Annotated in this window: 22 protein-coding genes; all 22 read left to right on the top strand. The window is 29.3% G+C overall.

Annotated elements, in window-relative coordinates; all coding sequences use genetic code 11:
- Positions 1–600, top strand: a complete 600-nt coding sequence (ruvA, locus tag Q0W06_RS12060; protein WP_297635777.1) for a Holliday junction branch migration protein RuvA — start codon at positions 1–3, stop codon at positions 598–600.
- A gap of 10 nt (positions 601–610) precedes the next feature.
- On the top strand, positions 611–1651 hold the full coding sequence (gene ruvB, locus Q0W06_RS12055; protein WP_297635773.1) for a Holliday junction branch migration DNA helicase RuvB: 1041 nt from the start codon (positions 611–613) through the stop codon (positions 1649–1651).
- 4 nt (positions 1652–1655) lie between these two features.
- Complete coding sequence (gene queA / locus Q0W06_RS12050) at positions 1656–2681, top strand: tRNA preQ1(34) S-adenosylmethionine ribosyltransferase-isomerase QueA (RefSeq protein ID WP_297635769.1); 1026 nt, start codon at positions 1656–1658, stop codon at positions 2679–2681.
- A 16-nt stretch (positions 2682–2697) separates the two neighbouring features.
- Positions 2698–3834: a tRNA guanosine(34) transglycosylase Tgt gene (tgt, locus tag Q0W06_RS12045; RefSeq protein ID WP_297635766.1), complete on the top strand. Its 1137-nt coding sequence runs from the start codon at positions 2698–2700 to the stop codon at positions 3832–3834.
- A 72-nt stretch (positions 3835–3906) separates the two neighbouring features.
- Complete coding sequence (gene yajC, locus Q0W06_RS12040; protein ID WP_297635763.1) at positions 3907–4179, top strand: preprotein translocase subunit YajC; 273 nt, start codon at positions 3907–3909, stop codon at positions 4177–4179.
- A 243-nt stretch (positions 4180–4422) separates the two neighbouring features.
- A complete protein-coding gene (gene secD, locus Q0W06_RS12035; protein ID WP_297635761.1) occupies positions 4423–5682 on the top strand; it encodes a protein translocase subunit SecD in 1260 nt (419 codons plus the stop codon).
- Positions 5675–6577 (top strand): protein translocase subunit SecF, encoded by a 903-nt coding sequence (secF, locus tag Q0W06_RS12030; RefSeq protein ID WP_297635759.1) that lies wholly within the window; start codon positions 5675–5677, stop codon positions 6575–6577. Before secD ends, secF begins: the two co-directional genes overlap by 8 nt.
- A 115-nt stretch (positions 6578–6692) precedes the next feature.
- Positions 6693–7556 (top strand): DHH family phosphoesterase, encoded by an 864-nt coding sequence (locus Q0W06_RS12025; protein WP_297635757.1) that lies wholly within the window; start codon positions 6693–6695, stop codon positions 7554–7556.
- Positions 7557–7575: 19 nt separating this feature from the next.
- Entirely contained in the window at positions 7576–8094 is a 519-nt protein-coding gene (locus Q0W06_RS12020) for an adenine phosphoribosyltransferase (protein WP_297635755.1), read from the top strand.
- Between the two features lie 124 nt (positions 8095–8218).
- On the top strand, positions 8219–10405 hold the full coding sequence (locus Q0W06_RS12015) for a bifunctional (p)ppGpp synthetase/guanosine-3',5'-bis(diphosphate) 3'-pyrophosphohydrolase (RefSeq protein WP_297635753.1): 2187 nt from the start codon (positions 8219–8221) through the stop codon (positions 10403–10405).
- Positions 10406–10422: 17 nt separating this feature from the next.
- A complete protein-coding gene (dtd, locus tag Q0W06_RS12010) occupies positions 10423–10872 on the top strand; it encodes a D-aminoacyl-tRNA deacylase (protein ID WP_297635750.1) in 450 nt (149 codons plus the stop codon).
- A 13-nt stretch (positions 10873–10885) separates the two neighbouring features.
- On the top strand, positions 10886–11485 hold the full coding sequence (locus Q0W06_RS12005) for an MBL fold metallo-hydrolase (RefSeq protein ID WP_297635748.1): 600 nt from the start codon (positions 10886–10888) through the stop codon (positions 11483–11485).
- A gap of 9 nt (positions 11486–11494) precedes the next feature.
- On the top strand, positions 11495–12925 hold the full coding sequence (locus Q0W06_RS12000; RefSeq protein WP_297635746.1) for a coproporphyrinogen III oxidase: 1431 nt from the start codon (positions 11495–11497) through the stop codon (positions 12923–12925).
- 2 nt (positions 12926–12927) lie between these two features.
- A complete protein-coding gene (hisS, locus tag Q0W06_RS11995; protein ID WP_297635744.1) occupies positions 12928–14184 on the top strand; it encodes a histidine--tRNA ligase in 1257 nt (418 codons plus the stop codon).
- Between the two features lie 27 nt (positions 14185–14211).
- The gene (gene aspS, locus Q0W06_RS11990; RefSeq protein WP_297635741.1) at positions 14212–15999 is read left to right on the top strand and encodes an aspartate--tRNA ligase; all 1788 of its coding nucleotides are present in this window, start codon (positions 14212–14214) and stop codon (positions 15997–15999) included.
- Positions 16000–16163: 164 nt separating this feature from the next.
- The gene (locus Q0W06_RS11985; RefSeq protein WP_297635739.1) at positions 16164–16811 is read left to right on the top strand and encodes a hypothetical protein; all 648 of its coding nucleotides are present in this window, start codon (positions 16164–16166) and stop codon (positions 16809–16811) included.
- 215 nt (positions 16812–17026) lie between these two features.
- Entirely contained in the window at positions 17027–17686 is a 660-nt protein-coding gene (locus Q0W06_RS11980; RefSeq protein WP_297635737.1) for a PHP domain-containing protein, read from the top strand.
- Between the two features lie 200 nt (positions 17687–17886).
- Positions 17887–20427: an SH3 domain-containing protein gene (locus tag Q0W06_RS11975; RefSeq protein WP_297635735.1), complete on the top strand. Its 2541-nt coding sequence runs from the start codon at positions 17887–17889 to the stop codon at positions 20425–20427.
- Between the two features lie 176 nt (positions 20428–20603).
- Positions 20604–21899: a homoserine dehydrogenase gene (locus Q0W06_RS11970; protein WP_297635733.1), complete on the top strand. Its 1296-nt coding sequence runs from the start codon at positions 20604–20606 to the stop codon at positions 21897–21899.
- Positions 21900–22050: 151 nt separating this feature from the next.
- A complete protein-coding gene (locus Q0W06_RS11965) occupies positions 22051–23715 on the top strand; it encodes a cell shape-determining protein (protein WP_297635731.1) in 1665 nt (554 codons plus the stop codon).
- A 173-nt stretch (positions 23716–23888) separates the two neighbouring features.
- Complete coding sequence (locus Q0W06_RS11960; RefSeq protein WP_297635728.1) at positions 23889–24032, top strand: hypothetical protein; 144 nt, start codon at positions 23889–23891, stop codon at positions 24030–24032.
- An 85-nt stretch (positions 24033–24117) separates the two neighbouring features.
- Positions 24118–25664 (top strand): ribosomal protection-like ABC-F family protein (gene abc-f / locus Q0W06_RS11955; protein ID WP_297635725.1); only part of this gene is annotated, 1547 nt, incomplete at its 3' end.

Raw genomic sequence — 25664 nt, 5'->3', positions numbered from 1 at the left:
ATGTACGAATATATAAAAGGAAAGTATATGGGGATAGTTAAAGACTATGTAATTATCGAGAATAATAATATAGGATATAAAATATTTACCTCAGGAATAAGTATGGCTGAAATGCCATCAATAAATGAAGAAATTATGGTATATTTAACTCAAATAGTAAGAGAAGATTTTATTGGGTTATATGGATTTATATCAAGAGATGAATTAAACATGTTTAACATGTTATTATCGATAAATGGAGTGGGCGCGAAAGCGGCACTGTCTTTATTGTCTATAAGCAAAATAAACAACTTAAAATATGCTATAATGACAGGAGACGATAAACATTTATGTAAGGCTCCGGGAATAGGTAAAAAGACAGCAGGAAGAATAATATTAGAACTTAGAGATAAACTTAAACCAGATGAATTCTTAAATGATGAAGGTCTTGAAATAGGAAGTAATGCAGAAGAAAACTATGAAAATGTCCAAGAAGTTTTAGGAGCATTACTTGCATTAGGATATTCAGAAAAAGAAGGAAATAATGCTTTAAAAGTTATTAATAAGGAAAATACTGTGGAAATTATGATAAAGGAAGCTTTAAAAGTTTTAATGGGATAGGGGGTTAGAAATGGAGAGAATTATAACACCAAATGAACTAAATGAAGATTATTCTAAAGAACTTAGCTTAAGACCAGAAAAAATATCAGAATATATAGGGCAAGATAAAGTAAAGGAACGTTTGAATATATTTATTAAAGCAGCTATGAAAAGAGGCGAAGCCTTAGATCATGTTCTTTTATATGGACCTCCAGGACTAGGGAAAACAACTCTTGCTAATATAATAGCTAAAGAAATGGGTGGGAATTTAAAGATAACATCAGGACCTGCTATAGAGAGAGCAGGGGATTTAGCGGCGATATTAACAACCCTTAGTGATAACGATGTTTTATTTATAGATGAAATTCATAGATTAAATAGAAATGTTGAAGAAATACTTTATCCAGCTATGGAAGACTATGCACTAGATATTGTTATTGGTAAAGGAGCAGCAGCAAAGTCTATAAGATTAGATTTAGCTAAATTTACTTTAATTGGAGCAACAACTAGAGTAGGAATGTTAACATCTCCTTTAAGAGATAGATTTGGTGTTCTTTGTGCAATGGAATATTATACAGAAGAACAATTAACAAATATTATAATAAGAAGTGCCATGGTTTTTGGTTCTAAAATAACAGAAGAGGGTGCTAGAGAAATTGCAGGAAGGTCTAGAGGAACACCTAGAATAGCAAATAGACTTCTAAAAAGGGTAAGAGATTACTCAGAAGTTGAGGGGGATAATATTATAAGCTATAAAGAAGCTAGAGGTGCATTAGCTTTATTGGAAGTTGATGACAAAGGTTTCGATAGAGTAGATAATAAAATCTTAGAAGCTATAACAGATAACTTTAAAGGTGGCCCAGTTGGAATAGAAACACTATCTTATTTTGTAGGAGAAGAGTTAGGGACTATAGAAGATGTTTATGAACCATATCTTCTTCAGCAAGGATATATAGTTAGAACACCAAGAGGAAGAATGGCAACTGAAAAAGCCTATAAACATTTAGGAAGAAAATTAGGAAATGAGAAAGCTGTAGGAGAACAAAAAAGCTTTTTTAAAGGTGAGGAGTAGAAGGATGAAAGTAAGTGATTTTAATTTTGATTTACCAGAGGAGCTAATAGCACAACATCCATTAGAGAAGAGAGATTCTTCAAGATTAATGGTTTTAGATAGAGAGACTGGAGAAATTGAACATAAAATTTTTAGTGATATAATAGAATACTTAAAAGCAGGAGATACTTTAATTTTAAATAATACAAGAGTAATGCCAGCGAGACTAATAGGTGAAAAAGAAGGGACAGGTGGAAAAATTGAGTTTCTTCTTTTAAAAAGACTAGAAGGTGACAAATGGGAATGCTTAGCTAAACCAGGTAAGACTGCAAGAGTAGGAAGAAAATTCACATTTGGAAATGGACAGTTAAAATGTGAAGTTGTAGAAGTTTTAGAAACTGGAAATAGAGTAATCCAATTTGAGTATGATGGAATCTTTGAAGAGGTTTTAGATTCTTTAGGAGAAATGCCACTTCCTCCATATATTCATGAAAGATTAGAAGATAAGGAAAGATACCAAACAGTTTATTCAAAAGAAAAGGGTTCAGCTGCAGCACCAACAGCAGGGTTACACTTTACAAAAGAATTGTTAGAAGAAATAAAAGAAAAAGGTGTAAATGTTGGATATTTAACATTACACGTTGGATTAGGAACATTTAGACCAGTAAAAGTTGATGATATAAATGAACATGTAATGCATTCAGAATTTTATCAATTATCAAAAGAAACAGCAGATTTAATAAATAACACTAAAGAAAAAGGTGGAAGAATAATTTCTGTTGGAACAACATCAACAAGAACTTTAGAAACTATTGGTGATGAAAATGGTAGAGTAAAAGAATCAAGTGGATGGACTGATATATTTATATATCCAGGATATAAATTTAAAATAGTAGATAATTTAATTACTAATTTTCATTTACCTGAATCAACACTTATAATGTTAGTTGCATCTTTAGCAGGTCAAGAGCATGTATTAAATGCATATAAAGAAGCTGTTAAAGATAAATATAGATTTTTCTCATTTGGAGATGCGATGTTTATAAAGTAGAAATGGAGTGAAGAATTTGAGCAAAAGATACACGTTACTAAAAAAAGATGGAAAAGCTAGAAGAGGAAGATTTGAAACACCTCATGGAACAGTTGAAACACCAGTATTTATGAATGTTGGTACATTAGCTGCTATAAAAGGTGCTGTTTCAAGTATGGATTTAAAAGAAATAGGATGTCAAGTTGAGTTATCTAATACATATCATTTACATTTAAGACCAAGTGATACAACTGTAGCTAAACTTGGAGGACTTCACCAATTTATGAATTGGGATAGACCGATTCTTACAGATTCAGGTGGATTCCAAGTTTTCTCATTAGCAAGTATGAGAAAAATAAAAGAAGAGGGAGTATATTTTAATTCGCATATAGATGGAAGAAAAATATTTATGGGCCCTGAAGAAAGTATGCAAATACAAAGTAATTTAGCATCAACTATAGCTATGGCGTTTGATGAGTGTATTCCAATACCATCTACGAGAGAATATGTTGAAAAGTCAGTAGATAGAACAACTAGATGGCTTAAAAGATGTAAAACAGAAATGGACAGATTAAACTCTTTAGATGATACTATAAATAAGGAACAAATGTTATTTGGTATAAATCAAGGAGCTACATTTAAAGATATAAGAATTGCTCATGCAGAAGAAATCAAAAAGTTAGATCTTGATGGTTATGCAATAGGTGGATTAGCTGTTGGTGAAACACATGAAGAAATGTATGAAACAATTGATGCTGTTGTACCACACTTACCAGAAGATAAACCAATATATCTAATGGGTGTTGGAACACCAGAAAATATTTTAGAAGCTGTTGATAGAGGAGTAGACTTCTTTGATTGTGTTTTACCAGCTAGAAATGGTAGACATGGGCAAGTATTTACTGCTAACGGTAAAATAAACTTAATGAATGCTAAATTTGAGCTTGACCAAAGACCAATAGATGAAGGTTGTCAGTGTCCAACTTGTAAAAATTATACTAGAGCATACATTAGACATCTATTTAAAGCAAAGGAAATGTTAGCTATGAGATTAACAGTTCTTCATAACTTATATTTCTATAATAAATTAATGGAAGAGATTAGAGAAGCCATTGATAATGATTGCTATAAAGAGTTTAAAGAAAGCAAATTAGAGGCATGGAAAAACAATTAATATTTGACAATATATAAATTAAAATGTAAAATATTTTTTAGCACATAATTAAATTTAGAAAGAGGCGTTGTTATGCACGGAATGTTATTAAATATAATCCCAATAGTAGTTATATTAGCTTTATTCGTTTTTATGATCATCATGCCAGAAAAAAAGAGAAAAAAGAGATATTCTGAAATGATGGATACACTTAAAGTTAACGATGAAGTTTGTACTAAAGGTGGAATGGTTGGAACTATAGTTCAAATGGACGATGAGTTCATAATAATAGAAACTACTGCTAAAACAAGAATAAAATTCATGAAAGCAGCTGTTAATAACAAAATTGATAGAACAAGTAAATAAAATTAATTTGGAAATGCTTAAATTTTATATTTAGGCATTTTTTTTTATATTAAGAAAAAATTATAAAATGTGCCATATTCTTTATAAATAAAAATTAATATGTTATAATATGAGATAGTTTTAAATAAAAAACCAAATAATTAAAGAAAATGTATAAGATTAAGAAAAAATATGATTTTATAGAATAATCTTATAATTAATTTGGGAAAATATTAATTATAAATATGATAAAGGGGGATGAAGATGAAGTCCAAAGGCAAAAGTACGGCTATTTTCATAATCTGCACTCTAGCAATTATTCTTTTTGCAATTGTTTGCTTTAGAGGCGTTGAAATAGGCGGATGGCAGGTTAAATCCTTTGACCAAACCATAACTAAAGGACTTGATTTACAAGGTGGAGTTTCTGTTCTTTTAGAAATTACTGAACCAAATGTAAGTCATGCAGATTTAGAAAAAACAAAAGACTTGATAGAACTTAGAGTTAATAAACTTGGAGTTGCAGAAACTGTTGTTACAACAGAAGGTAATAATAGAATAAGGGTAGATATTCCAGGGAAATATGATTCAGAGTCTATAGTAAAAACATTAAGCCAAACAGGAAATCTTACATTCGTAGGACCAGATGGAAAGGTATTATTAACAGGAAAAGATGTAGAAAAAGCATCTGCAGAAGTGGATCAACAAACAAATCAACCAATAGTAACATTAACATTCAATAAGGATGGTTCACAAAAATTTGCAGAAGCAACAAAAGAACTTATAGGACAAAAAATAGCTATAAAAATGGATAATGAAACATTAACAGATCCGACTGTTCAAAGTGAAATTGCAGGAGGAAGCGCACAAATTACTGGGCAATCAAACATTCAAGCAGCTCAGAACTTAGCTGGATTAATCAATTCAGGAGCACTTCCAGTTCCAATTAAAGAAGTGTCAGTACAAACAGTAGGAGCTCAGTTAGGTGCTTCAGCACTTCCAAATGCTATAAAAGCAGGAATTATTGGAGTAGGAATTGTATTCTTATTTATGATATTCTTCTATAGAGTTCCAGGGGTAATTGCAAGTATTGCATTATGTTTCTATATAACATTAGTTTTATTAGGTTTCGTAGAAATAGGTGTAACTCTTACTTTACCAGGAATAGCAGCACTGCTCTTGACCATAGGGATGGCCGCGGATGCGAATATTCTTATATTTGAAAGAACGAAAGAAGAACTTCGTAAAGGAATTACACCAAAGTCAGCCATAAAAAGAGGATATCAAAATGCAATGAGTTCGATTATTGATTCAAATATGACAACTATGATTGCAGCGTTAATTCTTTATTTCTTTGGTACTGGATCAGTAAAAGGATTTGCCATAACATTAATGATAGGTATAATCGTAAGTTTATTTACAGGATTAATTGTAACTAAATTCTTATTAGATTTAGCATATGATATGGGAATTCTAAGAAAGTTAAGTGCTTTTAGAGTTAAAAAGGAGGTAAAGAATAATGCTTAAGATTATTGAAAAATGGAAAATTTGGTTTTCTTTATCTCTAATTGTAATAGTAATTGGAATAGGCTTTATGATTTATAGAGGCGGTTTAAACTTCGGTATAGACTTCAAGGGTGGAACGCAAGTTGTCTTTAATTTAGGAGATAATTTTAGTAAAACAAAAGCAGATGAAATTATTAATGGATATGTAAATGATGCAACAACAAATACTATCGGTAATAATGAATTAGAAATAACATCAGCTAAAATCACACCAGATGAAGTAAATGAAATATTTACTAAGTTTAAAGAAGAGTTTAAAGTTGGAGACAATGCATTAGTCTCTCAAAACAGTATTGGAGCATCTATCGGAAGTGAAATGACGATGAGCTCTATAGAATCTTTAGCTATTGCATTTGTTTGTATGCTTATTTATATAGCTATAAGATTTGAATTTAAATTTGGGTTAGCGGCATTAGTGGCACTTTTCCATGATATGCTGATAACTGTTAGTATTTATGCTATCTTTAATATTACTGTTAACTCACCATTCATTGCAGCTATCTTAACAGTAGTTGGATATTCTATGAATGATAGTATAGTTATATTTGATAGAATAAGGGAAAATTCAAAGTTTATAAAGAGATCTTCTGTTAAGGATGTAGCAAATAGAAGTGTTAGTCAAACAATGACAAGATCAATAAATACATCTTTAACAACACTTATAACAATAGCATGTGTAAATATCTTTGTTCCAAGTGTTAGAGATTTCTCATTACCACTTTTAGTAGGAATCGCAGCAGGAGCATATTCATCAATCTTTATTGCTTCACCAATATGGGTTCTTTTAAAAGATAGATCAATAAGAAAAGGTAAAGTTAAGCCTAAGAAAAAGGATGACTTTGAAATATTACCATAGTGAAAAAATCTTCTAAACTTTGTTTAGAAGATTTTTTTTAAATAAATATTTGTAAAAGTTAAAGTTTTCACTTATAATATTATTGTTTTCTAATTTTGTGAAGGAGATAATTATCATGCGAAAGTTTTGGGAGAGCATATACTGCCCTAATTATATATCGGGATATAATCCCTTTATACTAAAAGATATGAATAAAGCTATAGAAAATGTTAGTGAAGCTATAAATAGCAGGAAAAAGATAGTTATTTATGGAATAAATACTGTAGATAGCATTTGTGCAATTGCTTCCTTAAGCTTAGTATTACAGTACTTAAATGCAGACGTAGAATATCTTATTCATGATAATGAAAATTTAGATAGTAAAATAGATTCAATTAACATAAAAGAAAAAGTTGATTTTTTAGGTGCTGAATTACTTATAACGTTAGGGATAGATATAATATCAGATGAAGTTGCTAGTCTTTGTAAGGACTTAAATATAGATATAGTAGTATTAGAAAATAAAGAAACAGATGAAAAAAAAGAATATATCTATATAAATCCAAATCAAAAAGGCTGCCAATATAGGTACAAGACATTACCATTGTCTTTGCTGAGTTTTAAGCTTATGCAAGCAATTGCAATATATTATAATATGAAGAGTATAAATAAATACTTAGACTTGATATTTTTAGGTACCAGATGGGAACTTTATCCTAAAATAATTTTTAAAGGGGAAAATGGAATTATTTTAAAGGAAGGCAAGGGGATTTTGGAGAATACTAAAAATATAGGATTACGTGCAATTATCGATTATAATAATATAGAGAATATTGAAGATGGAATAGATGAAATAATTAATTTTATTACACCTACCATTAGCACCGTTGGGATGATAAACAATGGGCGAATCATATTAGAGTTACTTACAACAATTGATTCTGATAGAGCAGCTCAAATAGTTAAATATTTACATAATATAAGTAAACAAAAAAATTAATATATGGAGGTATAAAGTTATGGATTTTAAAGAGAAGATAGGAATAGTAGAGAATTTTCCAAAAGAAGGTATAAGTTTTAAGGATATTACAACATTAATAGGTGATGGAGAAGGTCTAAGAGCTTCAGTAGATGCAATAGTAGAATATTTAAAAGATAAAAAAATTGATTTAGTAGTAGGACCTGAAGCAAGAGGATTTATATTTGGAGTGCCTGTTGCGTATGCATTAGGAGCTGGATTTGTACCAGTAAGAAAGCCAGGAAAATTACCAGGAGAAACTGTAAGTGTAGATTATGCTTTAGAATATGGAACTGATTCATTACAAATTCATAAAGGTGCAATTAAAAAAGGACAAAGAGTTGCAATAATTGATGACCTTTTAGCTACAGGGGGAACAATTGAAGCCGTAGCTAAGTTAGTAGAAATATCTGGTGGAGAAGTAATTTCTATGGATTTTGTTATTGAATTAACAGAGTTAAATGGGAAAGCTAAATTAGAGAAGTATGATGTAATGTCATTAGTTAAATATGATATCTAAAACATTGAAAATCTAAGTTTAATAATATATAATGGTAAGTAAGAACACGGCTGGTTTTATAAACCAGCCGTTGATTTTAGAGATTTCTAAATGAAAATTACTTTTAAGGGAGCGAAATTCTACTATGATGGAAACATTAATAAAAGAAATAAATAAAAATTGTCATAATGTAGATATAGATAAGGTAACCCAGGCATATGAACTTGCAGAAAAAGCTCATGAAGGCCAAATGAGAGTTTCCGGTGAACCATACATAACACATCCTATTGAGGTGGCGACTATATTAGCAGGACTAGGTATGGATACAGATACAATAGTTGCAGGACTACTTCACGATGTAATAGAAGATACTGAGTGTACTTATGATGAAATGAAAGGTATATTTGGCGAAGAAATTACAAATCTAGTAGATGGAGTCACAAAGCTTGGAAAAATAACATATAAAACAAAAGAAGAGCAGCAAGCTGATAATGTTAGAAAAATGCTTTTAGCAATGGCAAAAGATATAAGAGTTATTATTATTAAGTTAGCAGATAGACTTCATAATTTAAGAACACTTAAATATATGGCAAAAGAGAAAAGAAAAGTAAAAGCAAAAGAAACATTAGAAATTTATGCTCCATTAGCACATAGGTTAGGTATGTCTAAAATAAAATGGGAACTTGAGGATTTATCTTTTAGATATCTTCATGAAGAAGAATATTATGATTTAGTATCTAAGATTGCTGAAAAAAGAGTTGAAAGAGAACAATATATAGCATCTATAGTAGAGGATTTAGGAAGCAATTTAGAAGATGCAGGAATAGATGCGGATATAGATGGTAGACCAAAACATTTCTATTCTATATATAGAAAAATGGTTAAGAAAAATAAAAATATTGAACAAATCTTTGACTTAACAGCAATAAGGGTATTAGCAAATTCAGTAAAAGATTGTTATGGAGTTCTAGGAATAGTTCATACAATATATAAACCTATTCCAGGAAGATTTAAAGATTACATTGCAATGCCAAAACCTAATATGTATCAATCGTTACATACAACAGTAATTGGACCACAAGGGAAAACATTCGAAATTCAAATTAGAACTTTTGAAATGCATAAAGTTGCTGAGTATGGTATAGCAGCACACTGGAAGTATAAAGAAGGTGCTGAAGAAACTAAAGAAATGAATTTTGAAACTAAACTTGCATGGCTTAGAGATATGTTAGAGTGGCAAAAAGAAACATCAGATGCAGAAGAGTTTATGGAAGGCTTTAAAATAGACCTTTTCTCAGATGAAGTTTTTGTATTTACACCTAAAGGGGTTGTTATAAATCTTCCAAGTGGTTCTACACCAATAGATTTTGCATATAGAATACATACGGATATCGGAAATAAGTGTATAGGTGCTAAAGTTAATGGAAAGATTGTTGCTTTAGATTGTAAGCTGAAAACTGGTGAAATTGTTGAAATTATAACTTCACGTGTTGCAAATGGACCTAAGAGAGATTGGGTTAGCATAGCTAAAAGTAATCAAGCAAAAAGTAAAATAAGACAATGGTTTAAAAGAGCTAAAAGAGAAGAAAATATTTCTTATGGAAGAGAATTACTTGAAAAAGAATTTAAAAAAAGTAAAGTTGCATTTACTTTTGTTAATAAAGCAGTACAGAATGAAAAGATTCAAAAGAAATATAATGTTCATTCAACGGATGAACTATATGGAAATGTAGGAACAGGTATTATAAATGCACATTCTTTTGTTGAAAAAGTAAAAGAAGAACTAGGATTAAATGTAATAGAAAAAATAACTAAAGAAACAGAAGATAAGCAAGTAGAAGAACAATTAAATAAAGGAAATAAGAATGTTCCTAAAGAGAAAGATTATGGTGTTACAGTAAAGGGCTTAAATAATATAATGGTTAGATTTGCTAGATGTTGTAATCCAGTTCCAGGAGATGAGGTTTTAGGATATATAACTAAAGGTAGAGGAGTATCTATTCATAGAAAAGATTGCTCTAATCTTAAGGCTTTAATAGCAGAAGATCCAGAGAAGGTTTTAGAAGCTAGCTTTGGAGAGGATAAAAAGTCTGCATATATAGCAGAAGTTCAAATAAAAGCAGATGATAGATTAGGTATACTATCAGATTTAATGACAATTATAAATGAAGCAGGATTAATGCTAACATCATTAAATGCAAATTCCGCTAAAGGAAATGTTGCAATTGTAAATTTAAAAGTTAAAATTAAATCTATAGATCAATTAAAAGAAATAATAAAGAAAATAAGACATATTTCTGGAGTTATAGATGTCTATAGAATGAATAGTTAAAGAAGAGAGTTGATAAAATGAGGGCAGTAGTTCAAAGAGTTTTAGAATCTAGTGTAGAAGTAGATTCTAAAATAATTGGAAGTATAAATAAAGGGCTAAATGTTTTAGTTGCCTTAAAAGAAGATGATACCATTGAAGATTTAAAATATATAAGAGATAAAGTTTTAAACTTAAGAGTTTTTGAAGATGATAAAGAGAGAATGAATTTATCATTAAAAGATATTGGAGGGGAAATACTTATAATATCACAATTTACTCTTTATGGAGATTGTAGAAAAGGAAGACGTCCTAATTTTATGAAATCTATGGAACCTAAAAAAGCAAAAGAATTATATGAGGAATTCTTAGAAATGATGAAAGAAGAAGGGTTAAAGGTGCAAAGTGGAGAATTTGGTGCTGATATGAAAGTAAATATTCAAAATGATGGACCAGTAACTATACTTTTAGAAAGTTCTAAGGAGTTTTAAGGAGGATATATTTATGTTAGTAAAAACTATCGTAACAGGAATGTATGAAGAAAATTGCTATTTATTAATAAATGAAAAAACAAACTCTTGCGCAATAGTAGATCCAGGAGATGAATTTTCTAAAATAGAAAAAGAGATAGAAGAGTTAAAAGTAACTCCTAAATTTATTCTTTTAACACACGCTCATTTTGATCATGTAGGAGCTGTTAAAGAACTACAAGATAAATATAAAATACCTTTTTATATGAATGAAAATGAAGACGCTTATGTTAAAAACGATAATACTGTATTTGGTAACTTAGAAAAAGCAGATAAATTCCTTTGTGATGGAGATGTTATAAATTTAGATGATATAGAGATTAAAGTTATTCATACTCCAGGACATACAAAAGGTGGAGTATGCTATCTAGGAGATAGAAAATTGATTTCAGGTGATACTTTATTTCAAGGTTCTGTTGGAAGAGCAGATTTCCCAGGTGGAGATATGAATGAATTAATTAAAAGCATAAACTTAAAACTATTAAATATTGGTGATGATGTAGAAGTATACCCAGGACATGGACCAAAAACAACAATAGGATTTGAAAAGAAAATGAATCCATTTTTAAATTAAGGAGAAATTATGAATATAAATTTAAACCAGTTAAAATACAGAATAGATGTATATAACATGTTTAATATTTATTTTCCATTAGACGAAATAAAATTTGTAGATAAAGTAACGGAAGCTGATTATATAGTAAATATAAATGAAGATGAAGTTGTTTTTAAAAATAAAGATTTCATCTTTAAGGAAAAAATTTATGATGATATAAAAATAAGTTTGAAAAAATGTATTTTTATTAGTCTTAAAACTTTAACAGGAAAAGAATATCCTTGGGGAATTTTAGTTGGAATTAGACCTTCTAAAATAGCTTTGAAGTTTTTAAACGAGGGAAAAAGGGAAGAAGAAATTATAGAAATATTAAAAAGAGAAAAATTGATGAGAGAAGATAAATCTAAACTATGTATAGATGTAGCAAAGTCTGAAGCTTCTTTTGTTAATAAAGACTCTAAAAAGATATCTATATATGTAGGAATGGCATTTTGTCCTACAAGATGTGTCTACTGTTCATTTGCATCTAATCCTATAGGTGCAAATAAGAACTTAGTAGAACCTTATTTAAAAGCTTTAAAAAGGGAAATAAAAGAGATTAAGAAATATATAAATATGAGAAACTTAAAAATTCAAACGGTATATTTTGGTGGAGGAACACCAACAGCTGTATCAAATGATGAGTTTAGAAGTTTAATGGAAGATATTTATAAAGCCTTTATAGAAAATAGAGATATAGAAGAATTCACAGTGGAGTGTGGGAGACCAGATTCTATAACTAGAGATAAGCTTATGGCTATGAAAAAATATAATGTAGATAGAATAAGCGTAAATCCTCAAACTATGAATGATAAAACATTAGCATTAATAGGAAGAGGTCATGACTCACAAAGTGTTATAGATGTATTTAAAGAAGCTAGAGAGATAGGTTTTAAAGATATTAATATGGATTTAATCCTAGGTTTACCAGGAGAAGGTCTAGAACAGGTTAAACATACAGTTGGGGAAATAAAAAAATTAAAGCCAGATAGTGTAACTATACATGGATTATCTTTAAAAAGAGGCTCAACACTACATGAAAACTTTATATTAAAAAAAGGTCTTAGAATGCAAGAACAAGATGAGATTTTAGATATGTTTTTAGAAGTTGAAAATTTAGCTAAAGAATTAGAAATAAAACCATATTATATGTATAGACAAAAAAATATGGTTGGAAATATGGAAAACTTGGGGTATTCTAAGAAGGGAAAAGAATGTATATATAACATTCAAATGATAGAAGAAAAGCAAACTATCATAGCACTAGGAGCAGATGGAGTTTCTAAGATTATAGATTTAAAAAATAATAAGATAGAAAGATTTCCAAATGTAAAAGGTGTTATGGAGTATATAAAAAGATTAGATGAAATGGTTGAAAGAAAAATAAAGGTTCTTGATACTGTTTATAAGGAGGGCTAATAGTGGAAATACAAGCACCAAAGGGTACTAAAGATATGCTTCCTGAACAAGCATATAAATGGCACTATGTTGAAAATATATTTAGAGAAATATCTAAAAATTTTGGTATTAAGGAAATAAGAACACCTGTATTTGAACACACTGAATTATTTTTAAGAGGTGTTGGAGAAACTACAGATATAGTTCAAAAAGAGATGTACACTTTTAAAGATAAAGGTGATAGAAGCATCACATTAAAGCCAGAAGGAACTGCACCAGCAGTTAGAGCTTTTATTGAAAGCAGATTATTCAATGAAGCTCAACCAACAAAGTTATACTATATAACACCATGTTTTAGATATGAAAAAGCACAAAAAGGTAGATATAGACAATTCCATCAATTTGGAGTTGAAATGTTTGGTTCTAAAGAGCCTTCTATGGATGCAGAAGTTATGGCTTTAGCTATGGGAGTTCTTAAAAAAGTTGGATTAAGAAGTTTAAAGTTAAACATGAACAACTTAGGATGTCCAGAATGTAGACCTAAATACAATGAAGCATTAAAGAAATTCTTAGAAGAAAATTATGATTCTCTTTGCGATACTTGTAAAACAAGATTTGAAAAAAATCCTATGAGAATATTAGATTGTAAAGAAAAATCATGTAAAGAAATAACTAAAAATGCACCTATAATCTTAGATTATACTTGTGAAAGCTGTAATGACCATTTTGAAAATGTAAAGAAATATTTAGATGTTTTAAATATTCCTTATGCAGTTGATCCAGGAATTGTTAGAGGATTAGATTACTACACAAAAACTATATTTGAAATCTTAAATGATGATTATACAGTTTGTGGTGGTGGAAGATATGATAAGCTAATTGAAGAAATTGGTGGACCAGAAATGCCAGCTGTAGGGTTTGGAATGGGAATAGAAAGACTTATTGCTACAATAGAAGATGAAAATATAGAAGTGCCAAAAGAAGATTATATAGAATTATATATTTCTGCTAGAGGTGATGAAGGAAAAATGTATGCATTTAAATTAGCTCATGAATTAAGAGAACTTGGAGTTAATGCAGAAATAAATCATGCAGGAAGAAGCTTTAAAGCTGAAATGAAATTTGCAAATAAGATTGGAGCTTTATTTAACCTTGTTATTGGTGATGATGAATTAAGTACTAAAAGTGCTAAAATCAAAAGAATGAGCGATAGGCAAGAGTTTGAAATAAACTTAGACAATCTTGAAGAAATAAAAGATATAATAAAAAGCCAAAAATAATTTAATATAGATATGGAGGAACGTCACATGGCAGAAGCGCTAAATGGACTAAAAAGAACAATGATGTGTGGTGAACCTAGAGAAGAACATAAGGGTAAAAAAGTAACTCTTATGGGATGGGTTCAAAGAAATAGAAAGCTTGGAGGCTTACAATTTATTGATTTAAGAGATAGAACAGGTATTATGCAAGTAGTATTTGGTGATGATGTCCCTGAAGATATATTTGAAAAAGCAAAAGGGGTTAGAAGTGAATACTGTATCGCTGTAACTGGTGAAATAGTTTTAAGATCAGCTCCTAATAAAGATTTAAAAACAGGAATGGTAGAGCTTAAATGTGAGGATATAAAAATTCTTTCAGAATCAGAAACTCCACCAATATATATAAAAGAAGACTTAGATGCAGCAGAAAATATAAGACTTAAATATAGATATTTAGACCTTAGAAGACCAGATATGCAAAATATCTTTATGATAAGAAATAGAGCATCTAAAGCAATTAGAGATTATTTAGATAATCATGGATTCTTAGAAGTTGAAACACCAATGCTTACTAAGAGTACTCCAGAAGGTGCAAGAGACTATTTAGTTCCTTCAAGAAACTATCCAGGTATGTTTTATGCATTACCACAATCACCTCAAATATTTAAACAATTATTAATGGTGTCAGGATTTGATAGATACTATCAAATAGTTAAATGTTTCAGAGATGAAGATTTAAGAGCAAATAGACAACCTGAATTTACACAAGTAGACTTAGAAATGAGTTTTGTAGAGCAAGAAGATATTATAGCTTTAAATGAAGGATTAATCTCTCATGTATTTAAAACTGTATTAGGACACGAAGTAAAACTTCCAATTAAAAGAATGACTTTTGCTGAAGCTATGGATAGCTATGGTTCAGATAAACCAGATTTAAGATTTGGAATGAAAATTCAAAACTTAACAGAAGCTGTTAAAGATGTTGAATTTAAAGTATTCTCTGACGCTATAGCAAATGGTGGTTCTGTAAGATGCCTTGTAGTAGAAGGTGGAGCAGAAATGGGAAGAAAAGATATAGATAGATTAGGTGAGTTTGTTAAAACTTACAAAGCTAAAGGATTAGCTTGGATTAAGAACAAAGAAGATGGAATCCAATCACCAATAGCTAAATTCTTCAAAGATGAAGAAATGGAAAAACTTTTAAATGCTTGTTCAGCAAATAAAGGTGATTTAGTTCTAATAGTAGGAGACAAGGACTCTGTAGTTTTACAAAGTTTAGGTGCTTTAAGATTAGAATTAGCTAAAAAGTTAGACTTAATAAAAGATAAAACTGAATTTAACTTTACTTGGATTACTGAATTCCCATTATTTGAGTACAGTGAAGAAGAAGAAAGATATACTGCATGTCACCACCCATTCACAGCACCAATGGATGAAGATTTAGATATGATAGAAACTGAACCAGGAAAAGTAAGATCTAAAGCATATGACTTAGTTCTTAATGGTGAAGAGTTAGGTGGAGGTTCTATAAGAATTCATGATGCTAAATTACAACAAAGAATGTTTAAGGCACTTGGATTTACAGAAGAATCAGCACAAGAAAGATTTGGATTCTTAATAGATGCATTTAAGTTTGGTCCACCACCACATGGAGGATTAGCTTTTGGATTAGATAGAATGATAATGTTCTTAGCTGGAACAGAAAACATTAAAGATGTTATTGCATTCCCTAAAAACCAAAATGCATATTGTTATTTAAGTGAAGCACCAAACGTTGCTGATGCGAAACAATTAGAAGAACTTGGAATAGCTATAAATGTAAAAAAAGAAGATTAATAAATCAGGCACTCTATTATTAGAGTGCCTTTTATATTTTAAAAAGAATAAAGGTCAGAAAAGGTTCAAAGTAGACAGGTATAAATTACCTGAATTAAAAATGAATAAAAATACACTCCTTAAGAGACAATAATTTTTGTATTGATTTATAAGGAGGAATAAGAATGAACAAAAAAATCAAAAGAAGTTTAGTATCATTATTATTATTTTTAGGAGTGTTTGGAGCTACAGCTTTTGCAAACCCACTAAAAGAAACGAGTTTTGTAGGAGAGGTTGTAAAAATTCAAAAATGTGAAGAAACAAAGGAAACAAAACTTTTAGTATGTGGATATTTAAAAGGATGCGAAATAACAAAAACTCAAATGATTATTGTATGTAATAAAGATACAGATGTAAAGGATACTTGCAATAAGAAGATTAAAGATTTAGAAGTAAAAGAAGGGGATATGATTTGTGTAACATTAGATAAGAAAATGACTAAATCTATTCCACCACAAGCAGTTGCTAAAAAATTATTTGTAAGTAAAGGTGCAGAAAATAAATGTAAAAAAGAAGATTCAGTAAAGAAGGAAGCACCAGTAAAGAAAGAAGATTCAAAAAGTAAAGAAACATTAAATGGTGAAAATGAAGTGAAAAAAGAAACTCCAAAAAGTAAAAAAACATCAAAAGATGAAAGTGGAGTAAAAAAAGAAGGTTTAAAAAGTAAAGAAACATCAAAAGATGAAGGTGAAGTAAAAAAAGAAGCAGAAAAAACTACTGAAACTAAAGTAGAAAAGAAAGAAAAAACTGAAGAGAAGTCTAAATTAAAATAAAAGGGGGGCATTAGCCTCTCTTTTCAATTTATAAAAATATAAATTGAAAATTAATTAAAAGTATTATTGGCGGAGAATTTAAAATATGTATTATTAATATTTTAAATTCTTATTTTAGACTATAAATATATTCTGTATAGAATCTAGGATTTTCTATAACAAAATATAAAAAGGCGAATAAAATAGTATTAAAGAAATTTAAAAGGATAAGGAAGATGAAAATTGATTTACACATTCATTCTACAGCTTCTGATGGTAGACTTACACCAAGGGAAGTTGTAAAGTTAGCAAAAGAAAATAATATTAAATGTATTGCAATAACAGACCATAATACAATGGAAGGTGTTAAAGAGGCACAAATAGAAGGAAAAAAGCTTGGAGTTAGAGTTATAGCAGGAGTTGAATTATCTACAAGATACAAAGGAAAGCAAATTCATCTTTTAGGATATTTTAGAAAAGGATATAATGAAGTGTTAGTAAAGGAAATATTGTCAAGAGTAAGAAGACAAAAAGTAGATGAAATAGAAGAAGTGTATAAAGGAAAATTAAATATAAAAAAAGGTGATAAAAGATTAGATGTAAAAGATGGGATAGCTTTATTGAAAAGTTTAGGAGCTAAAATATTTATAGCACATCCAGTAAAAATATTAGAGGAAGACTTAAAGGAAATAGTTAAATTAGGGATTGATGGAATAGAGGCAATTCATCCTAGACATACAGATGAAAAAATAAAATATTTTATAAATTTTGCCATAAAAAATAAAATAAAATATTCAGCAGGAAGTGATTTTCACAAAAAAAATTCTAAAAATCCTAAACATGGAACTATAGGAGAATTTTACTTGGAAGTTTCAAAATTAAGAGAAGTTCTTTAAGATAAAAATGGAATGAGTGAGAAAGATTTCTTTTCTAAACTATTAACAAAATATTACTATATTATAAAGGTTACAAAAAAATTAAAATAAAATCTTTAAGATTACATTAAAATGGTATATTATAGAATAATAAGAGTTAAAGGTTACAAAAGAATAAAAAATTAAAATAAAGAGAAATTTTTAAATTGGAGAGATTACGAATGAAAAACAAAAAAGCAGTTGCTTTAGTATTAGCTGCATCAACAAGTGCAACTTTAGTAATGGCTAAAAGTGCAATTACTGCACATGCTGATACCCTAAGTAAAGGTAATACTAAATCAAAAAACATGAAAACTTATATGAACAAAGGAAAAGTTGTAAATGTTACATCAGGTTTAAGAGTTAGGCAGGGAGCTTCTATAAACAATAGAGTAATTGGCTATTTAAAAAATGGAAATGAATTCAATATAATTTCTAAAGAAGGTAATTGGTATAAGATTGAATTTAACGGTTCATATGGATACGTATATGGTGAATATGTTACTCAACTTAATAAACCTTCTAAAACTTGGAATAATGGAGAATCTATTGGAACTGGTACAGTTATAAATATACAAACAAACTTAAGATTTAGAAGCGGACCTTCAACTAACAATGAAGTGTTAGGATATTTCATAAATGGACAAGCTATAAATGTTATTGGACAAACTAATGGATGGTATCAAGTAAACTATGATGGACAAATAGGATATGTTGATGGACAATATATAAACTATAAGCCAGTAGTTACTAATGCACCAAACAACAATGTAGTAAAAAAATCAGAAGTTGGTGGAGTTGTACATGTACGTACTAACTTAAGAGTAAGAACATCAGCAACTACAAAGAGTAATGTTATTGGAACATTATATGAAGGAAATAAAGTTCATATAATTGGAAGAGATAATGATTGGTATAAAATTGATTTAGGAAATGGAACTAGTGGATATGTTTGTGTTGATTATATTCAAACATTAACGAATACAGCTACAATACCAACAGTAGATGGTAATATGGCTAATTCAAATGTAAATAAGCCTGTAAATAATACAGCAAAAGAAGTAACTAGCACAGTACAAAACACTACAGTACAAAATAAAACAACAGCTAAAGTTAATCCTACAAGTTCTACAGAAATAGTAAATAATAAAGTAGTAAATAACACAGCAAATAACAAAGTAACAAATAGTACAGTTAAGCAAACAACAAATAATACAGTTAAACAAGCAGCAAATAATACAGTAGTGCCAGAAAATACATTTGGTGAAGTTACTGTTCCTGTAGGATTAAGAATAAGAAGTGGAGCAACAGTTAATAGTTCCATTGTAGGTGCATTACAAGATGGTGCAGGATTTAAAATAGTTGCAAAAGTTGGAGATTGGTATAAAATTTCTGCAAATGGTGTAACAGGATATGTATTTGGAGATTATGTTAAATTAGTAAAATCTCTACCTCAAAGTACAGTGAAAACTAATAATAAGACAAATACATCAAAAGAAAATAATACTGTTAAAAATACAAATACAGTAAAAGCTAATAATACTAGTGCAAATACATCAGTAAAGACAAATACAACTACTGCTACAACATCAAATAAAGCTGCAGTACAACAAAATAATAATAGCAATAGTCAAAAGAATACTACTGCTAGTACTCCACAGATTACAACTGAAAATGCAGTAGGACAAGTTGCAAACATAAGTGCAAACTTAAGAGTAAGAACAGCACCTAATACTAATTGTTCTGTAATTGGATACCTTTTAAACGGGCAAAATGTTAATATTACAGGAAAGCAAGGTAACTGGTATAGAATCAAATTAGATAATGGAAATACAGGATATGTATATTCATCATATATCAATATTGTAAATGGTGTTAAACCAAGTGATGTTCATACTGCAATAAAGAATGATCAAAATAATGGAGTAATTACTTACTCAAATAAATTTGGACAAGTAATCAACATTAATTCATCATTAAGAATAAGAAGTGCAGCTGATACTAACTCTTCAGTAGTTGGATATCTTTTAAATGGACAAGGAGTTAAAGTTTTAGCAAAGACCGGAAATTGGTATAAGATTAATAATAACGGACAAATTGGTTATGTATACGGACAATATATAAAATTTACTAATAAGTTAGTAAACGCAAATTTATCTGTAAATACTAATAATGCTACAAATACTTCAAATAACTCAAATAGTAATTCAAACAATAAAACGGCAACTACAAATAATAATAATAGTAATACTTCAAGTGTATCAACAAACAATGCAACATTTGAAACAGTATTCTCTATATTAAAAGAAGAAGTTGGAGCACCTTATGTATGGGGAGGCTCAGGACAATATGTAACAACTTCACTTTTACAACAATTATCAAATGAGTTCCCAGGAGAAGCAAATGCAGGAGACTATAATGTACCAGCACAATATGTTAATCATGGATACAGAGGATTTGATTGTTCAGGACTTATGGATTGGGCATTTAGTCAAGTTGGTATAAATATAGGAAGAACAACATATCAGCAAGCAACTGCTGGTAGAGCTGTATCATTAAATGATGTTAGACCTGGAGATTTATTATTCTTTAAAGGTGATGTACATGTAGGAATGTATATTGGTAATGGACAATGGATTGTATCTCCACATTCACATGCTTATGTTAGAATATGCAATGTGCCATGGAGCTTAATCGGTTCGGCAAGAAGAGTTTTAAATTAAGATTAAAATTAATAGGAAATGTCAATCTCATAAGAGATTGGCATTTTTTTTATACAAAATTATTAAAATGTATAAAAATAAAAGTTTATCCCTTATAATATGGAAAAAATATCCAAAAGGATGTATAATGAGATTATAAATTTAGGGTAAAAATCATATGAGAGGGGAGATACAAAATGAAAAAAGTTAAAATTGCACTTCTTGGACTTGGAAATGTAGGCAGGGGTGTATGGATGATTCTAAATTCTAACAGAGATGAGATAGTTAAACGTTCAGGATATGATATAGAAGTTGCAAAGGTATTAGTTAGAGATAAAGAAAAAGATAGAGGAGTTCATATCAATAAGGACTTACTAACTACAAATTTTAATGAAATATTAGAAGATGAATCTATAAAAATAGTTATTGAAGTTATGGGTGGAGTTTCTCCAGCAAAAGATTATTTAATAAAATGTATAGAAAGAAAAAAACATATAGTAACAGCAAATAAAATGCTTATTGCAACAGAGGGAGATGAACTCTTTAAAAAAGCAGATGAAATGGGAACAATGTTTCAATATGAAGCTTCTGTAGCAGGAGGTATTCCTATAATACAAGGAATAAATGAAAGCCTTACAGCAAATAAAGTAGAAGAAATGTATGGAATCATAAATGGAACTACAAATTACATTTTAACTAAAATGGAAGTTGAAGGCTTAGATTTTAACACGGCATTAAAAGAAGCACAAGAAAAAGGGTATGCAGAAGAAGATCCAACATCAGACATTGAAGGATATGATGCAAAATATAAAATAGCAATACTATCATCATTAGCTTTTGGAACTAAAGTAGATATTGAAAATGTATATAGAGAAGGAATAAGTAATATAAAACCTATAGATATGGAATATGCAAAGGGATTTAATATGGTCATTAAACTGCTAGCTATAGTTAAAGATAAAAAAGGCAAGCTAGAACTTAGAGTTCATCCTGCAATGATACCTAAAAACCATCCTTTAGCAAATGTATACGATTCATTTAATGCAGTTTTAATAAAAGGAAATGCTGTAGGTGATTTAATGTTTTACGGTAGAGGAGCAGGAGATTTACCTACAGGTAGCGCAGTAGTTAGTGATATGATAACAATATTAAAAAATAATATAGATATAGATAATTTAAATTTAGTAGTAAAAAATAATCTATGGAAAAAAAGATTTAGAGATATGAGAGGTGTAGAAAGTAAATACTACATCAGAATGAGAGTATATGATGAGTCAGGAGTTTTAGGAAGAATTACTACAATATTTGGAGACAGCAGTGTAAGCTTAAGATCAGTTATACAAAAGGGAGAAGAGGCAGATGGAGCCGTAACATTAGTATTAGTTACTCACTATACTAAAGAATCTCAAATAATTGAAGCAATAGATGAAATTTATGAATTAAACTCTGTTAAAAAGATAGATAACATTATAAGAATTGAAGATTTTAAATAAAAATATAATCTAATAAATTAAATGATAGAAAAAATATAAAAGGAAAAAGAATTCTTAAAAAAGGATTCTTTTTTAAAGGATATATGTAGTAACGAATATCTCATTATGATATAATGTTAACAATTTATGAAGAGGTAAGGGGGAAATAATTATGGGTAATGATGATTTTAAGGGAGATTTTAATGATATTTTTAGTTTTATAAATAAGGCTAAAGATAAGGGAAGAAATATAACAAAGGATAGAGGAAGTATAGGGGGATTCTTAAAATGGCTTATTATAGGGTATATAGTAGTTGGACTAGCATCTCTGTTAAATAGTGATCTTATTTTAGATGTAACATTAAGCTTTGGAAAAATAGTTCTTACTTTTGCAGGAATAGCTATTATTTATGGAATAACTCATATGGCTAAAAAGTATATAGGCATAGGGGTAATAGTAGGAATGATATTTATAGTTACGAATATTATATTTAGTCCTATATTAAGTTATCAAAAGCATAGAGACTTAATAGGGGGAGTAGAAAATATTAATTTTACAAATGAAATTAAATATATTGATTTAAATCAATTACCAACTATTGATGAAGAATTAGCTATGAAACTTGCAGATAAAAAGCTAGGGGAAATTCCAAGTCTTGGAAGCCAAGTTCAAGTTGGAAAATTAACACTTCAAAGTGTTGGAGGAAAATTATATTATGTAGGACCATTAGAACATTCATCTTTATTTAAATGGTTTGCTAATAGTGATGGAACATCAGGATATATTATGGTTAGTGCAACAAATCAAAATGATGTAAAACTTGTTACTGAAATTGATGGAAAGCCTTTAAGACTTAAATATTTAGAATCATCATATCTATTAAGTGATTTAAAAAGAGCAGCTTTTCTTAGAGATATGAAAGCAGGACATACTGATTATACATTTGAATTAGATGATAATGGTAGACCATACTATGTAATTACAAGATATGATACTGGAATAGGTGTAGTAGAGCAAGAAGCTATAGGTGCATTAATTATAGATGTACAAACAGGTGAAAGCAATATATATAATATAGAAGATATGCCAAAATGGGTAGATAGAATACAACCAACTGAATTTATAAAAAGACATATAGATAAATGGGGAACTTTAGTTCATGGAGTTTTAAACTTTAGTGATAAAGATAAATTAAAAACTACTGATGGAATGAACTTAATTTATAATAATAATGAATGTTTCTATTATACAGGAATAACTTCAGTAGGAAATGATGAAGGATTAGTAGGATTTACTTTAACTAATACAAAGACAGGAAAAACTACTTTATATAAAACAGCTGGAGCTACAGAAGAAGCAGCTATGAAATCAGCAGAAGGAAAAGTACAACAATATAAATATACAGCTACTTTCCCATATCTTATAAATATACAAAATGAACCAACTTACTTTACAACATTAAAAGATGCAAATGGACTTGTAAAGCAATATGCAATGGTTAATGTGAAAAACTACAATACAGTAGCAGTTGGAGATTCTCTTCAATCTACATTAAATAGATATTTGGAAGCATTAACTAATACAAATATCTCTTTAGAAGGAAGTAATACAGGAAAAACAATAGAAGGTGAAATCGAAAGAATCGGGTTAATCGTAAAAGAAGGTACAAGTATTTACGATATAAAACTAAAAGGAAAAGATGAAATCTTCTCAGTATCTACAGAAACAGCTAGAGAAGTGGCATTAAGTTCAACTGGAGATAAAATCAAAATAGAATATATTCCTGTAGGAGAAAGCAAATTTATACTAGTAAATAAATTTACTAAAATAGGATAAATTAAAAAGCTAATCTAAGATAAATTCTTATGGTTAGCTTTTTTCTTATAGATAAAAGAAAGGGAAAATCATTTGAAATTTAAAAAAGAAAATGCTAAAGGTTTATAATAGAACTTGATTTTAATATAAATGATAGTTTAATATATTATATAGAGAAAATAAGGAGAAAAAATATGAGTGAAGAAAAAAGAATTTGTCCAGTTTGTGGAGATATATTAGAAGAATATAAATATGCATATGATAATAATCAATATGGAAAAAAGTATTATAAATGTAAAACATGTGGTCATAAAGAAAACACTATGGGAGAAAATTAAGTAAAACTAGTAATACACTCCTTTACAAAGGATATACAATAATTTAAACTATAAAATGAATATATATATAAACTAGGAGGAAGAAATGAGTATAGTTACAGTAAAAAATGTGAATCATGGATTTGGAGATAGAGCTATCTTTGAAGAAGTATCATTTAGACTTTTAAAAGGTGAACACGTTGGGCTTATTGGAGCAAATGGAGAAGGTAAGTCAACTTTTATGAATATAATAACAGGAAAGCTTATGCCAGATGAAGGAGATGTAATTTGGTCTAACAACGTTAGAGTTGGATACATGGATCAACATGCTGCACTAGAAAAAGGAACAAGCATAAGAGATGCTCTAAGAGATGCATTTAAATATCTTTTCGATTTAGAAACAGAAATGAATGAATTATACGGAAAGATGGGAGAATGCACTGAAGAGGAATTAAATAAAATGTTAGAAAGAACTGCTGTTATTCAAGATATGCTTGATAATAATGGATTCTATCTTATAGATGCAAAAGTAGAAGAAATAGCTAAAGGTTTAGGACTTTTAGACTTAGGATTAGAAAAAGATGTAGATGATTTATCAGGAGGACAAAGAACAAAAATTCTTCTTGGAAAATTACTTCTTCAAAATCCAGATATCCTTCTTTTAGATGAGCCTACTAACTACTTAGATGAAGAACATATAGTATGGCTAAAAAGATACTTACAAAACTTTGAGAATGCATTTATACTTATATCTCATGATATTCCATTCTTAAATGAAGTTGTAAACTTAATTTACCATGTTGAAGAAAGAAAACTTACTCGTTATGTAGGAGACTACTATGAGTTTAAGAGAATATATGACGACAATAAAAAGAGACATGAGCAAGCTTATGAAAAGCAACAAAAAGAAATTGCAAGACTTGAAGACTTCGTTGCTAGAAACAAAGCTAACGTTGCAACTACAGGAATGGCAAAATCAAGACAAAAGAAACTTGATAAAATGGATAGAATAGAGCTTATGGAAGAGAAACCAAAACCAGAGTTTAACTTTAGACAAGGAAGAACAGCTGGAAAGGTAGTATTTGAAACTGAAGGATTAGTTATAGGATACGATAAGCCACTTACAAAACCATTAGATCTTTACTTAGAAAGAGGTCAAAAAGTTGCACTTGTTGGAGCAAATGGTCTTGGAAAATCAACACTTCTAAAAAGCTTACTTGGAAAATTAAAGCCTTTAGAAGGAGTAGTACATCAAGGAGACTATCAAGAAATAGGGTACTTTGAGCAAGAAGATAGAGAAGGGAATAACAATACTTGTATAGAAGAGGTATGGAATGAGTTCCCAAGCAAAACACAATACGAAATAAGAGCAGCTCTTGCAAAATGTGGATTAACAAGTAAACAAATAGAATCAAAAATAAGAGTTCTATCAGGAGGAGAAGCAGCAAAAGTTAGACTATGCAAAATCCTTAATATAGAAACAAACATCTTAATCCTAGATGAGCCTACAAACCATCTAGACCAAGATGCAAAAGACGAACTAAAAAGAGCATTAAAAGAATATAAAGGAACAATACTTTTAGTTTCCCATGAACCTGAATTCTATAGAGACGTAGTAACAGACATATGGAATTGTGAAGAATGGACACTTAA

The sequence above is a fragment of the uncultured Clostridium sp. genome (assembly GCF_947072515.1).
Taxonomy (GTDB): Bacteria; Bacillota; Clostridia; order Clostridiales; family Clostridiaceae; genus Clostridium.
This window is presented reverse-complemented; position numbering and strand designations above follow the sequence as displayed.